This is a genomic window from Streptomyces griseoaurantiacus (genome assembly GCF_036189845.1).
GTDB classification, from domain to species: Bacteria; Actinomycetota; Actinomycetes; order Streptomycetales; family Streptomycetaceae; genus Streptomyces; species Streptomyces griseoaurantiacus.
Genome location: NZ_CP108326.1, coordinates 5,199,703 through 5,213,709 on the forward strand (window position 1 = coordinate 5,199,703; position 14,007 = coordinate 5,213,709).

At 71.7% G+C, this 14,007-nt stretch carries 9 protein-coding genes; 2 read left to right on the top strand and 7 right to left on the bottom strand.

The genetic code is table 11. From position 1 onward, the window contains the following. Nucleotides 1-141: 141 nt before the first annotated feature. Both treS and OHB09_RS23260 read right to left on the bottom strand, forming a co-directional pair. Nucleotides 142-1,842, bottom strand: a complete 1,701-nt coding sequence (treS, locus tag OHB09_RS23255) for a maltose alpha-D-glucosyltransferase (protein WP_328922484.1) — start codon at nt 1,840-1,842, stop codon at nt 142-144. Then, on the bottom strand, nt 1,839-4,052 hold the full coding sequence (locus OHB09_RS23260; protein WP_328922485.1) for an alpha-1,4-glucan--maltose-1-phosphate maltosyltransferase: 2,214 nt from the start codon (nt 4,050-4,052) through the stop codon (nt 1,839-1,841). The genes treS and OHB09_RS23260 overlap by 4 nt, the downstream gene beginning before the upstream one ends. Nucleotides 4,053-4,697: 645 nt before the next feature. On the opposite strand from OHB09_RS23260, the gene OHB09_RS23265 reads away from it, so the two are divergent. After that, nucleotides 4,698-7,313, top strand: a complete 2,616-nt coding sequence (locus OHB09_RS23265) for a glycosyltransferase family 1 protein (RefSeq protein ID WP_167794396.1) — start codon at nt 4,698-4,700, stop codon at nt 7,311-7,313. 110 nt (nt 7,314-7,423) lie between these two features. Here the strand turns inward: OHB09_RS23265 and OHB09_RS23270 are convergent, their stop codons facing one another. From OHB09_RS23270 to OHB09_RS23290, 5 genes are all read right to left on the bottom strand, one after another. After that, a complete protein-coding gene (locus tag OHB09_RS23270) occupies nt 7,424-8,695 on the bottom strand; it encodes a Dabb family protein (protein WP_234552050.1) in 1,272 nt (423 codons plus the stop codon). Nucleotides 8,696-8,714: 19 nt separating this feature from the next. Further along, nucleotides 8,715-9,533 (bottom strand): SDR family NAD(P)-dependent oxidoreductase, encoded by an 819-nt coding sequence (locus tag OHB09_RS23275; RefSeq protein WP_234527849.1) that lies wholly within the window; start codon nt 9,531-9,533, stop codon nt 8,715-8,717. Further along, the gene (locus tag OHB09_RS23280; RefSeq protein WP_234527850.1) at nt 9,533-10,420 is read right to left on the bottom strand and encodes an amidohydrolase family protein; all 888 of its coding nucleotides are present in this window, start codon (nt 10,418-10,420) and stop codon (nt 9,533-9,535) included. The genes OHB09_RS23275 and OHB09_RS23280 overlap by 1 nt, the downstream gene beginning before the upstream one ends. A gap of 73 nt (nt 10,421-10,493) precedes the next feature. Beyond that, nucleotides 10,494-12,080: an AMP-binding protein gene (locus tag OHB09_RS23285; RefSeq protein ID WP_319351441.1), complete on the bottom strand. Its 1,587-nt coding sequence runs from the start codon at nt 12,078-12,080 to the stop codon at nt 10,494-10,496. A gap of 76 nt (nt 12,081-12,156) precedes the next feature. Further along, entirely contained in the window at nt 12,157-12,939 is a 783-nt protein-coding gene (locus OHB09_RS23290) for a helix-turn-helix transcriptional regulator (protein ID WP_234527852.1), read from the bottom strand. 92 nt (nt 12,940-13,031) lie between these two features. Here OHB09_RS23290 and OHB09_RS23295 point away from each other — a divergent pair, with 92 nt between their 5' ends. Further along, complete coding sequence (locus tag OHB09_RS23295) at nt 13,032-13,952, top strand: NmrA/HSCARG family protein (RefSeq protein WP_234527853.1); 921 nt, start codon at nt 13,032-13,034, stop codon at nt 13,950-13,952. Nucleotides 13,953-14,007: the final 55 nt, after the last annotated feature.

Here is a 14,007-nt window from a genome sequence, read left to right on the forward strand (position 1 = left end):
TACTGCGTGCCCCGGGCGGGACGAGGGAAACGCCCCGCCCGGGCCTGCCACATGCGCGTACCGGCTCCCCGGACCCCGTGCGGGGCCCCGGGAACGGCTCCCGGGCCGCAGCGCGGGCCGGGAACGAGGTCCGGCCGAGGATCAGCCGGCCTCCTTGCGGAGCCGGAACCAATAGAACCCGTGCCCCGCGAGCGTCAACAAATACGGAAGTTGCCCGATGGCCGGGAAGCGCACGCCGCCGATGAGTTCGACGGGGTGGCGTCCTTGGAAGGCCTGGAGGTCCAGTTCGGTGGGCTGGGCGAAGCGGGAGAAGTTGTGGACGCACAGGACGAGGTCGTCGCCGTGTTCCCGCAGGAAGGCCAGCACGGCCGGGTTGGAGGAGGACAGTTCGGTGTAGGAGCCGAGGCCGAAGGCGGGGTTCTGCTTGCGGATCTCGATCATCCGCCGGGTCCAGTGCAGCAGCGAGGAGGGCGAGGACATCGAGGCCTCGACGTTGGTGACCTGGTAGCCGTAGACGGGGTCCATGATCGTGGGCAGGAAGAGCCGGCCGGGGTCGCAGGAGGAGAAGCCCGCGTTGCGGTCGGGGGTCCACTGCATGGGGGTGCGCACGGCGTCGCGGTCGCCGAGCCAGATGTTGTCGCCCATGCCGATCTCGTCGCCGTAGTAGAGGATCGGCGAGCCGGGAAGGGACAGCAGCAGCGCGGTGAACAGCTCGATCTGGTTGCGGTCGTTGTCCAGCAGGGGTGCGAGCCGGCGCCGGATGCCGATGTTGGCGCGCATGCGGGGGTCCTTGGCGTACTCGGCCCACATGTAGTCGCGTTCCTCGTCGGTGACCATCTCCAGGGTCAGCTCGTCGTGGTTGCGCAGGAAGATGCCCCACTGGCAGTTGGCGGGAATCGCGGGGGTCTTCGCCAGGATCTCCGAGACGGGGTAGCGCGATTCGCGCCGCACGGCCATGAAGATGCGGGGCATGACCGGGAAGTGGAAGGCCATGTGGCACTCGTCGCCGCCGGTGCTGTAGTCCCCGAAGTAGTCGACCACGTCCTCCGGCCACTGGTTCGCCTCCGCGAGCACCACGGTGTCCGGGTAGTGCGTGTCGATCTCCTTGCGCACCCGCTTCAGGAACTCGTGCGTGGCCGGGAGGTTCTCGCAGTTGGTGCCCTCCTCCTGGTAGAGGTACGGCACCGCGTCGAGCCGGAAGCCGTCGATCCCCAGGTCCAGCCAGAACCGCAGCGCGGAGATCATCTCCTCCTGCACGGCCGGGTTCTCGTAGTTGAGGTCCGGCTGGTGGGAGAAGAAACGATGCCAGTAGTACTGCTTGCGGACCGGATCGAAGGTCCAGTTGGAGGCCTCGGTGTCGACGAAGATGATCCGCGCGTCCTGGTACTGCTTGTCGTCGTCGGCCCAGACGTAGTAGTCGCCGTAGGGGCCGTCGGGGTCCTTGCGGGACTCCTGGAACCACGGGTGCTGGTCACTGGTGTGGTTCATGACGAAGTCGATGATGACCCGCATGCCCCGCTGGTGGGCGGCGTCGACGAACTCGACGAAGTCGGCCAGGTCCCCGAACTCCGGCAGCACGGCCGTGTAGTCGGAGACGTCGTAGCCGCCGTCCCGCAGCGGCGACTTGAAGAAGGGCGGCAGCCACAGGCAGTCGACACCGAGCCACTGCAGGTAGTCGAGTTTGGCGGTCAGTCCCTTGAGATCCCCTACGCCGTCGCCGTCGCTGTCCTGGAAGGAGCGGACCAGGACCTCGTAGAAGACGGCTCGTTTGAACCAGTCCGGGTCCCGGTCCTTGGCGGGGGTGTCCTCGAAGGTGTCCGGGACGGGCTCGTTGACGATCATGGTGTGGGTGACCCTCCGATCTGCGGTGAGGACGGTCGCAGGACGGTCAGCACGTGTGCCGGCCTGTCGCCCGGCTCCAGCCGCACGTAATTGGCCCTGCCCCAGGAATAGGTGTCACCGGTGAGCTCGTCACGCACCGGCACCACCTCGTGCCAGTCGAGGCCGAGGTGCGGCATGTCCAACGACACCGTCGCCTCCTGGGTGTGGAACGGGTCCAGGTTCACGACCACCAGAACAATGTTCGATCCCCGCTGCTTCGAGTAGACGAGGACCTCTTCCTTGTCGGCGTGGTGGAAGTGCAGGTCGCGCAGTTGCCTCAGGGCCGGGCTGCGCCGCCGTATCGCGTTCAGTTCGGTGATCAGCCCGGCGAGGGTCCGGCCCTCGCGTGCGGCGGCGGCCCAGTCGCGGGGGCGCAGCTGGTATTTCTCGCTGTCGAGGTATTCCTCGCTGCCGGGGCGCAGGGGGGTGTTCTCGCACAGTTCGTAGCCGCTGTAGATGCCCCAGGTGGGGGACAGGGTCGCGGCGAGGATCGCGCGGACGGCGAAGGCGGGGCGGCCGCCGTGCTGGAGGTAGGCGTGCAGGATGTCGGGGGTGTTGGCGAAGAAGTTCGGCCGCATGTACGCGGCCGCCTCACCGGAGAGCTCGGTGAGGTACTCCGTCAGCTCCTCCTTCGTCGTCCGCCAGGTGAAATAGGTGTACGACTGCTGGAAACCGACCGCGCCCAGGGTGTGCATCATCGCCGGCCGCGTGAACGCCTCCGCCAGGAAGAGCACGTCCGGGTCCCGGCCGTTGATCTCCCCGATCACCCGCTCCCAGAACACCACCGGCTTGGTGTGCGGATTGTCCACCCGGAAGATCCGCACCCCGTGGTCCATCCAGTGCCGCAGCACCCGCACCGTCTCGGCGACGATCCCGTCCATGTCCGCGTCGAACGCGAGGGGATAGATGTCCTGGTACTTCTTCGGCGGGTTCTCCGCGTACGCGATCGACCCGTCGCTGCGGTGGTGGAACCACTCCGGATGCTTCTCCACCCACGGATGGTCCGGCGAGCACTGCAGGGCGAAATCGAGCGCGATCTCCAGACCCAGCTCCCCGGCCCGGGCGACGAAGGCGTCGAAGTCCTCCAGGGTCCCCAGCGCCGGATGGATCGCGTCGTGCCCGCCCTCCGAGGAGCCGATGGCCCAGGGCACGCCCACGTCCTCCGGGCCCGGCGACAGGGTGTTGTTGGGGCCCTTGCGGAAGGTGGTGCCGATGGGGTGGATGGGCGGCAGGTAGACGACGTCGAAACCCATCTCCGCGATGGCCGGAAGTCGTTCCGCGGCGGTCCGGAAGGTGCCGTGCACCGACGGGTCCAGTTGCCCGCTCTCGCTGCGCGGGAAGAACTCGTACCACGAGCCGAACAACGCCCGCTCCCGCTCCACCCGCAGTTCCAGCTCCTCCGAGGCGCTGACGGGGTCCCGCAGCGGACGGCGGGCCAGGACCCGGTCCACCTCGGGGGTGAGCGCCGCCGCGAGCCGGGAGGTGACGGGGCGGGCGGTGTCGCGCAGGGCGTCCACGGCGGTGCGCAGCACCTCACGGGCCCGCCCGTCCTCCTCCGGTACGCCCCCGGCGGCCCGCTCGTACAGCCGCGCGCCCTCCTCCAGCACCAGCTCGACGTCCTGACCTGCGGGAATCTTGATCCGGGCGTGGTGCCGCCAGGTGGTGACGGGATCGCCCCAGGCGTCCACCCGGAACGTCCAGAGGCCCTCGGTGGGGAGCGACACCCGGGCGCCCCAGCGGTCGGTGCCGGGGGCCAGCTCCCGCATCGGCGTCCAGGGCCCCGGACGGCCCTCCGGATCCGTCAGCACGACATCGGCGGCCACCGCCTCGTGGCCCTCGCGGAACACGGTGGCCGAGATCTCGAACTCCTCCCCGACCACCGCCTTGGCCGGACGGCGGCCGCGCAGGACGACCGGCGCCACGTCCAGCACGGGTATGCGCCCCACGGCCGGGGCGCGGGCCGGAGCCGGAACCGGTGTCGGAACCGGGTCCGGAGCGGACGTCGTGGCGGCGGCGGCCCGGGCGGACCCCGCCGGAGCCGGTTCGGTGCGTGCGGGGGCGGCCCCCGGCCCGGCGGCCGGTGGACGTGCGTCCCGGCCCGGTGGTCCGGCGCTCGCGGCGCCGGCGGGGCCGGTGGTCGGGGTTGCCGACGTGTGGTGCGTGGCGGGCATGACCGCTCCTGTCCGCTGCGAAACGTGGGTGGGCGGCTGGCGGGGGGTGGTGTGTGGTGCGGGGCCTGCGGGACGTACCGGAGGAGCCTGCCCACTCTGTTCGGGTGAGCAATCCGGCACTTTGTTAACTACTCACGCGTATGTCTGAGTTCAAACCCGGTCGAGTCGGCCATGTTCGAGAAGCGGCCGAATTTTTGCCGGGAGCGGACGGAAGCGGTACGGAGAAGGGCGGCACGAAGGAGGGGCCGGAGGGGCCGGAGGGACGAAAGGGGAGGGGAGTGGGGGACGGAGGAGTCGGTGCGGGCACGCGGGGGTGGCGTCGGCGCGGTCGAGAGTAGGCGCGCCAGGTGAAGGGCGGATTACCGGCGCGAGAGGTGCCGGTAAGCGCGCGCCCTCCGCAAGCCGGGCGCCCCCCTCACGGGCCGGGTGCCCGCGGGCCGGGCGCGCCCGGTGGTGAGCCCCGCGTGGTGGGCGTGTCCCCTGTGCCGAAAGGGGTGTTTTCCCCGCCGAGTGCGCGGTACTGACGCAACGCGCCGTCGGGCGCCGTGGTTGCCGGGCCCCCGGCGCCGTTACCGTCGTGAGTGACGAGGACCGTACGCACAGTGCGGTCCGAAGCCGCGTACGCCCCTGGTGAAGGTGGGACTCTTGAAGGCCATCCGCAGGTTCACCGTCCGTCCCGTACTCCCCGACGCCCTCAAGCCGCTGAGCGACCTCGCGCACAATCTGCGCTGGTCCTGGCATGCCGAGACCCGTGACCTCTTCCAGTCCGTGGACCCCGAACGATGGGCCGCCGCGGGCGGCGACCCCGTGCGGCTGCTGGGCAGCGTGCCCTCCGCGCGCCTGACCGAGCTGGCCGGGGACCACCGGTTCCTGCGCCGGCTGACCGCCGCGTCCGAGGATCTCGCCGAGTACACGGGAGGCGAGCGCTGGTACCAGACGCAGTCGGCCGGGCTGCCCGCCGCGATCGCCTACTTCTCGCCGGAATTCGGCATCACCGCCGCCCTGCCGCAGTACTCCGGCGGGCTCGGCATCCTGGCCGGTGACCACCTCAAGGCCGCCAGCGACCTGGGCGTCCCCCTGATCGGCGTCGGCCTGCTCTACCGGCACGGCTACTTCCGCCAGTCCCTCTCCCGCGAGGGCTGGCAGCAGGAGCACTACCCGGTGCTCGACCCGCACGAGCTGGCCCTCGCCCCGCTCACCGAGCAGGACGGCACGCCGTGCCACGTCACCCTCGCCCTGCCCGGCGGGCGGCGGCTGACCGCCCGGATCTGGCTCGCCCGGGTCGGCAGGATCCCGCTGCTCCTGCTCGACTCCGACGTCGAGGAGAACGACCTCGGCGAGCGCGACGTCACCGACCGGCTCTACGGCGGCGGCAGCGAGCACCGGCTGCTGCAGGAGATGCTCCTGGGCATAGGGGGTGTCCGGGCCGTGCGCACCTACTGCCGGCTCACCGGCCACCCCGCACCGGAGGTCTTCCACACCAACGAGGGGCACGCCGGGTTCCTCGGCCTGGAGCGGATCGCCGAGCTGTGCGAGGCCGGGCTCGACTTCGACGCCGCCCTGGAGGCCGTCCGCGCGGGCACGGTGTTCACCACGCACACGCCCGTCCCGGCCGGCATCGACCGCTTCGACCGGGAACTGGTCGCCCGCCACTTCGGCCCCGAGGCCGAACTGCCCGGCATCGACGCGCGGCGCGTCCTCCACCTCGGGAGGGAGACCTACCCCGGCGGCGAGTCCCACCTGTTCAACATGGCCGTGATGGGCCTGCGCCTCGGGCAGCGCGCCAACGGCGTCTCCCTGCTGCACGGCAGGGTCAGCCGGGAGATGTTCTCCGGACTCTGGCCGGGATTCGACGCCGAGGAGGTGCCGATCACCTCCGTCACCAACGGGGTGCACGCCCCGACGTGGGTGGCCCCCGAGGTGATCCGGCTCGGCGCCCGGCAGATCGGTGCGAAGCGCGCCGAGGACGCCCTGACCGTCGGCGACTCCGACCGCTGGGACTCGGTCGCCGACATCGCCGACCAGGACATCTGGGAACTGCGCCGGGTGCTGCGGGAGAAACTGGTGGGGGAGGTGCGGGAGCGGCTGCGCGCCTCCTGGCGGCAGCGCGGGGCCGGCACCGCCGAGCTGGGCTGGATCGACGACGTCCTCGACCCGGACGTGCTGACCATCGGCTTCGCCCGCCGTGTCCCCTCCTACAAGCGGCTCACGCTGATGCTGCGCGACCGGGACCGGCTGACGCGGCTGCTGCTGCACCCCGAGCGACCGGTGCAGATCGTCGTCGCCGGCAAGGCGCACCCCGCGGACGACGGCGGCAAGCGGCTCATCCAGGAGCTGGTCCGGTTCGCCGACGACCCCCGGGTGCGGCACCGCATCGTCTTCCTGCCCGACTACGGCATGGCGATGGCGCAGAAGCTGTACCCGGGCTGCGACGTGTGGCTGAACAATCCGCTGCGGCCGCTGGAGGCCTGCGGCACCAGCGGCATGAAGGCCGCGCTCAACGGCTGCCTCAACCTGTCCGTGCGGGACGGCTGGTGGGACGAGTGGTTCCAGCCCGACTTCGGCTGGTCCATCCCCACGGCGGACGGCGTGGGCACCGACGAGGACCGGCGGGACGAGCTGGAGGCGGCGGCGCTGTACGACCTCCTCGAGCACCGGGTGGCGCCCCGCTTCTACGAGCGCGGCGCGGAGGGGCTGCCCGACCGCTGGATCCAGATGGTCCGCCGCACCCTCACGCACCTGGGCCCGAAGGTGCTGGCCGGGCGGATGGTCCGGGAGTACGTGGAGCGCCTGTACACCCCGGCCGCCCGCGCCCACCGGGCGATGACCCCGCAGGCGGCCCGTGACCTGGCCGGATGGAAGACGCGGGTGCGCGAGGCCTGGCCGCGGGTCACGGTCGAGCACGTGGAGACGTCCTCGGCGGCGGACCGGGCCGAACTCGGCGCCGCGCTGGTCGTACGGGTCCGGGTGGGCCTCGGCGAACTGGCACCGGACGACGTCGAGGTGCAGGTGGTCTCGGGCCGGGTCGACGAGGAGGACCGCATCGCGGACGCGTCGGTGGTCCCGCTGAAACCGGCGGGCGGCGGCGAGGAGGGCCGCTGGGTCTACGAGGGCCCGCTCTCGCTGGACCGCGCGGGCCCCTTCGGCTACACGGTCCGCATCCTCCCCTCCCATCCGCTGCTGGCCGCACCCGCCGAGCTGGGCCTCCTCACCGTCCCCGCGGACGGCACGGGGGAGGGGGCGGGAGTGCTGATGCGGTGACCCGGCGAGGACCCGCCGGGAAGGCGGCCCCGCCCGGGGCCGCACCGGCGGGTCGCGGCGGGCGGCCGGGGCCGCGGGGCCGGGGTCGGGCGGGCCCGTACCGGCCGCCGTCAGGAGGTGAACGCGGCGGTGACCCCGCCGATGTGCGCGAACTCGGCGTGCACCGACATTCCCTCGGTGACCGGAAGGGAGGCGTGGAGCGCGCCGGCGAGCACGAGATCGCCCGGCCGCAGCGCACCTCCGAACTCGGCCAACTTGTCGGCGAGCCGGACGAGCCCGCGAATCGGGTTCCCCAGCACGGCGGCTCCGGCCGCCGTCGACACGACCTCGCCGTCGATCGTGAGGATCATTCCGATGGTGCGGAGATCGATTCCCGTTACGGGTGTCACCACGTCACCGCGAACGACCTTCGCGCACGAGGCGTTGTCGGCGATGGTGTCGGTCAGGCCGATCCTCCACGCGCTGATGCGGCTGTCGATCACCTCGATCACGGGCAGAGCCCCCGCGACCGCTGCGAGCGCGTCGGCTTCCGTGACGCCCGGTCCGCGCAGTTCGCGTGCCATGACGAAGGCCACTTCCGCCTCGACCCGCGGTTGGATCAGACCGGATACCGGGATCGGCCGGCCGTCGCCCACGAGCATGTCGTCGAAAAGGACCCCGTAGTCGGGTTCGTCGACGCCGAGTTGCTCCTGCATGGCCACGGAGGTCAGGCCGACCTTCTGACCGACGACGACACCGCCGTCCCGCAGGCGGCGGGAGACGTTCAGCTGCTGGATCCGGTAGGCGTCCGCGACGCTCAGCCCCGGGACCTGCTCCGACAGCGGTGGGATGGTGGAGCGGGTCAGCTCCGCACGGTGGAGTCGCGCCGCGAGGTCCTCGAGGCTCGGGGACTCCTGGCCCGGGTCCCGCTGTACCGGGGCCCCGAGCGGCGATTCGACCGGCTCGTCCCGCGCGGCGGATTCCGCTGCCCGGCCGGCGTCGACGCTGATGGTCCTCAACTCCCCGAGCACGGACATCGCCTTGCGCCGCACGGCCTGGTGCAGGTCGTCGGCGAGATACGTGTTCCTGCCGTCCACATCGTCGAACGTGAGGACGGCGGCATGGGTGAACGGGGCGGACGTCTCCGGGAAGTCCCGGTTCTCACTGATCGAGAGGCTCCTGACGGCGGGGATGGTGGCGAAACTCCTCATGCCCTCCAGGAGTTCCTCCACCTCTGCTCGCGACGCGTCCTTCCGGAACCAGAAGAACAACAGGTGGTGAATCACTACGCACTCCTTGCACAGGTTGATCGGGCCGAGGACGACGCGTCCGGCCCTCGAGGTCGTCCAGGGCGCGCCGACCCCCGTCGCCCACACCGCCGTCACCGGCTTCAGGCCACCCACCGCAGCTCGGTCGACAACCTCACGGCCGGGTCCCCTCCGACGCGGGAGCCGCGGAGTCGAAACTGGCGCCCAGCCCGACACTGGCGCCTCCGTCGACCGGGGTCACCGTGCCCGTCACGAACCTGGAGCCCGGTGAGACCAGCGTGGCGACGAGGTCCGCGAACTCCCGGGGTGCGCCGATGCGGCCCAGCGGCGCCATGCTCCCCAGCCGCTCCCTGGACAGTTCGGGCTGACGCTCCATGGTCTTGGCGAGCAGCGGCGTGTCGAAGTAGCCGGCCAGCAGTGTGTTGACGTTGATGTTCTGCGGACCGACCTCGAGCGCGAGGGTCTGCGCGTAGCCGATCACCGCCGACCACACCGTCGTCGGCGCGGCCATGCCCACGGCGGGACGCCGGGCGACACCCGACACCACGTTGAGGATGCTGCCGCCCTCGGCCGTCATGTGCGGCAGCGTGGCCCGCACGGACCTGACGACGTAGAAGAAGTGCCGCTCGAAGGCCTGCAGCCAGACCTCGTCGGTGAGTTCGGTGATCCGCCGGATCGGCGGTCCGCCGTCGTTGGTCACCAGCACGTGGACGGCGTCCCCGAACCGCTCCACCGTCGAGGCGGTCACCCTGTCCAGGTCCGCGGCGCTCGAGCAGTCGGCGGCCACGCCGAGGATCCGCTCCTCGCCGTACCTCTCGGCGAGCCGGCTCCGCGCCGCGGCGACCTTCTCCGCGCGCCGTGCGAAGAAGGCGACGTGGGCGCCCTCGGCCAGGAGGCGCTCGGCGATCGCGAAGCCGAGCCCGTCGCTGCCGCCACCGACGACGGCGACCTTGCCCTTCAGTCCCAGGTCCATCACGCCACTCCGATCTCGGCGAGGAACGCCTCGGCATTGTTGGTGAAGACGTCGTCGAGGACGTCGGCGGAGTAGCCCTCCTCGCGCCACTCGGCGACCAGCCGCTCGTGGCTGAGCATCGGGTAGTCGGCGCCGAAGAGGACACGCTTGCGCAGCCGCTTCCCGATCTCACGCTTGAGATCTTCGGGGAAGTAGCGCGGGGACCAGCCGTGGAGCTCCATCCAGACGTTCCCCTTGTGCAGGGCCGTCGCGATCATCTCCGACTGCCAGGGCCAGGCCACCCGGCCCGCGATCACGTTGAGGTCGGGGTGGCGCGCGGCCACCCGGTCGACGTACCGCGGATGGCTGCCCTCCAGGGTGATGCCCATCCCGCCGCGGGTGCCGGCGCCGGTCGCCGACATCCCGACGTGCACCAGGACGGGACGGCGGGCCTCGCGGCACAGGTTCAGGCAGGCCTCCCAGCCCGGCTCGTCCGGCGTGCCGGCCGGTGTGAGCGAGTGCACCGCCAGTCCGATCAGCCCGGGTCCGTCGCTGAGGCAGCGCTCCAGCTCCTTGACGTGGGCCGGCTGCGTCGGATCGATGCCGATCCAGTGGCCGAGGACGACGTCGGGGTGCCGGCGCGCGAAGTCGAAGGCGTAGTCGTGCTGCTCCCGGACGGCGCCGGCCTCCAGCGTGTAGGTGAAAGCGAAGTCCAGCATCACCCGGGCGTTCGCCGTACGGAACTGCTGGGCCTGCTCCTCGTCGCTGACGAAGTCCATGCCCCACTTGAAGTAGCCCCGCAGCGCTTCGCGGTCCGCCGCGGTCTCGTACGGACTGCCTCGCCACCCTCGTTCGGTGCCCCAGTGGGAGTGGAGGTCGATCAGGCGGGGGGTCGTGTCTGTGCTCAAGGCCGAGCGCCTTCCCTCGATGGTGGGGGGTCCGACGGGTCCGCGGGTGCGACGGGTCCGCAGGGCTGCCGGGTCAGTGGACATTGCGCGCCGAGTCGCGCCAGTAGGGAGCCCGCAGTGACTTCTTGTCGACCTTCCCGACAGGCGTCTGGGGCAGCGAGTCGACGACCACGACCTTCTTGGGCGCGTACATCGAGCCCTTGACCCGCTTGACGAAGGCCTGGAGCGCGGGCCCGTCGACCTCCTGCCCCGAGCGGGCCACCACGAATGCGGTGATGATCTCGCCCCACCGCTCGTCGGGGACGCCGATGACCGCCGCCGAGCTCACCGACGGATGGCCGGTCAGGGCCGCCTCGACCTCGCTGGCGTAGATGTTGAAGCCGCCGGAGATGATCATGTCCTTCTTGCGGTCGACGATGTAGAGCAGGCCCTCGTCGTCCTGGCGGGCGAGATCGCCGGTGTGGAGCCAGCCGTCCTTGAGCGCCTCGTCGCTCTGTTCGGGCAGGTTCCGGTAGCCGAGCATGACGCCGCGGTTGCGCATGACGATCTCGCCGACCTCGCCCACGGGCACGTCGTGGCCGTCGTCGTCGACCAGCCGGACGCGGTTGCCGAGAACCGGCCGGCCGCAGGACCCGAGCCGCTCGAGGTCGGTGGTCTCGTGGGCGGCCCTGGGCAGCACGGTCCCGAGGCCGGTCGACTCGGTCTGGCCGTAGAGCTGGGCGAAGACCGGCCCGATGCGCTCGCGCGCCTCGGCCAGCCGCACCGGCGACATCGGGCCGGTGGCGTACCAGAACACCTCGAGGCTCGACAGGTCCCTGGTCTCCGGCCGGGCGTGGTCGAGCAGCGCGTAGATCATCGTCGGGATCCCGATGAGGCAGTTGACGCGCTCCGCCTCGATCACGTCGAGGAAGCGGTCGGGGTCGAAACCCTGCTCGACGACGACCGTCCCACCGCGCAGCAGGGTCGGGACGACGCTGAGCACGGCGGCATGGGTGAGCGGCGCCGCGGCCAGGTAGCGCGGCAGGTGCGGCTGCTCGAAGTCCACCAGATGCGAGAGCGCCAGCTGCGCCATCGCCCGGTGCGGCAGCATCACGCCCTTGGGCCGGCCGGTCGTGCCGCCGGTGTACTGCAGCCACGCGACGTCGGACTCGGTGGCCGGCCCGGCATCGAGCGCTCGTACGGCGTAGGACTCGCCCTCGGGCGGGCCCCCTGCGGCCGGCACCACCAGCAGCCGGCGCAACGAGTCGACCCGGTCGAGGAGCTGCCGGCCGTGCTCCTCGAAGGACGCCGACACCACGAGCACGCTTGCCTCGGCGTCCTCGCAGACCACGGTGTGGTCCCGCACCGAGGCCAGGGCCTGGAGTCCCGTGAAGCGCCCTCCCAGGAGGTACGTCGCCGCCTGCACGATCCAGGACTCGGGCATGTTCGGGCTGATCATGGTGACGCCGACCCCGAGGCCGACGCCGCGCCGGCTGAGCGCGCCCATGTACTGGGAGACCAGGTCCCGCACCTGGGCGTAGGTCAGTCGCCGGTCGCCCGCGACGAACGCCTCCGACGAGCTGTGCCGCGTCAGCGACTGGACGATGAGGTCGCTCAGCGTCGCACCGGCCGAGGCCGTCGATGCCGGCGAGGGGTTCTGGGTGGTGGCCGAGTGAGTCACCCTTCCAGCGTGTTCTCCCGCACCGCCGGCCTGCCACCGAGGTTCCGCCAGGAAATACGGCTACCCCGCCAGCCTCTCACCCCTGGCCGCGGGAGGACCGGGCCGAGGAGCGATAGCGGCCGGGTGTCTGACCGACCAGCTCGGTGAAGGCGTCGATGAAGCTGCTGGGGTTCGCCCAGCCCAGCCGGATCGCCGTGTCGGTGACCGAGGCGCCCTCGCTGAGCTCGATCAGCGCCCGTTGGGTGCGCAGCAGGGTGCGCCACTGGTGGAAGCTCATCGACAGCTCGCTGCCGAACAGCCGGCTCAGGGTGCGTTCGCTGGCGCCGGTGCGGTGGCCCAGCTCGGCCAGGGTCGCCGGGCTCGCCGGGTCCGTGTGGAGCAGGTCGGTGACCGCCTTGAGGCGCCGGTCGCTCGGCTCCGGGAGGCGCAGCGGCTCCTGTGCGGCGCGGGCGAGCTCGGCGAGTACGACGTCGACCAGCAGCCGCGCACGAGGGCTCCGCAGCGGCTCGCCCTCGTTCATCAGCGCCAGATAGGCCTCGCGCAGCAACGCGCTCGCCACGAAGACCGACGGCTCGGCCGGCAGCTGTCCGGTCAGCGTCACGGGCAGCGACAGCACCCGGATGTCCGTCTCGCCGTACGCCGTGCTGCTGTGCACCGCGAAGGGGGGCACCCACATGATCCGACTGGCCGGGGCCACCCAGGTGCCCACCTGGGTCGCCGTGACCAGAGCCCCCCGCGCGGCGTACCGGAGCTGGCCGTGGTCGTGGAAGTGCGCGGCCACGTCGGCGCCGTGCGCCAGGAGCGCCGACAACGGCGCCTCGTCGGTGCAGAAGCTCGGCTCGTCGTTGAGGTCGGGCATGCGACCGAGGTTAACCGCCGCTGGCGGGTTTTCGGAAGAAACTGGCGCGCTATCGGTGGTGCGCCCGGCGCCGCGAACCGCATCGTCGAGGCATGTCACCACAGATCGAACTCAACGACGCCACGCCCGCCTCGTCCTCCCCCCACCGCCCCGGCACGATCGCGGTCTTCGGCGCGACGGGGCGACAGGGCGGGGCGGTGGTCGACGCGCTGCTGGACCACAAGGCGCGGGTGCGGGCCCTGGTCCGCGACCCGCACTCCGACCGGGCCCGGGCACTGGCCGCCCGCGGCGTCGAACTGGCGGCCGTCCGGACCGACGACCCGGCCACGCTGGTCGCCGCACTGACGGCGGTCGAGGCGTTCTCCTTCATGACACCCGAGGCGAACAGCCTCGAAGAGGTCGAGACGGAGATCCGCATCGGTACCGCGCTCGTCGACGCGGCGGTCGAGGCGGGCGTCCCGCACGTCCTGTTCAACTCGGTCCTCGGAGCGGACCGGGAGCGGGGTGTGCCGCACCACGACTCCAAGCACACGATCGAGGAGTACCTGGGGAAGTCCGGCCTGCGGGCCGAGGTGGTCCGCCCGGCCCCCTTCATGGAGGAGATGGCGCCGAAGCTGGAGCACGGGGAGATCGTGGTGCGGCTGCCGATGCCGGAGGACGCGCCCCTGAAGATGATCTCGGTCAGGGATCTCGGCCGGGTCGCCGCCGCGCTCCTGCTCGGCCTCGCGGAGGCGCCCGGCGGAGCCGTCGAGCTCGTCGGCGACGAGCTGACGGGCCCCCGGATCGCCGCGGCGTTCGGTGCGCGCGCCGGGCTCCCGGCACGGTACGAGGCCCTCCCGTTGAGCGTGCTTCCCACCGAGCTCGACAGGGTGATGTTCCGCGAGTTCGCGGAGGCGGGGGAGCACCCTTCGGACCTCGGGGCGGTGCGGGCGATCGAGCCGGACACCCTCGACCTGGCCGAGTGGATCCGAGTCACCGGCTGGACCGCGCCCACACACGTGGCCGGCTCCTGAGTTCCCGGGCCGGGACCGGTCGACGTGCCGGCGCGGCCGGCGCCGGTCACGGCCG

What these genes read in the sequence shown, in the direction of transcription:
- treS (WP_328922484.1), bottom strand. Translation starts at nt 1,842, where the DNA reads ATGATCGTCAACGAGCCCGTCCCGGACACCTTCGAGGACACCCCCGCC.
- OHB09_RS23260 (WP_328922485.1), bottom strand. Translation starts at nt 4,052, where the DNA reads ATGCCCGCCACGCACCACACGTCGGCAACCCCGACCACCGGCCCCGCC.
- OHB09_RS23275 (WP_234527849.1), bottom strand. Translation starts at nt 9,533, where the DNA reads ATGGACCTGGGACTGAAGGGCAAGGTCGCCGTCGTCGGTGGCGGCAGC.
- OHB09_RS23290 (WP_234527852.1), bottom strand. Translation starts at nt 12,939, where the DNA reads ATGCCCGACCTCAACGACGAGCCGAGCTTCTGCACCGACGAGGCGCCG.
- OHB09_RS23295 (WP_234527853.1), top strand. Translation starts at nt 13,032, where the DNA reads ATGTCACCACAGATCGAACTCAACGACGCCACGCCCGCCTCGTCCTCC.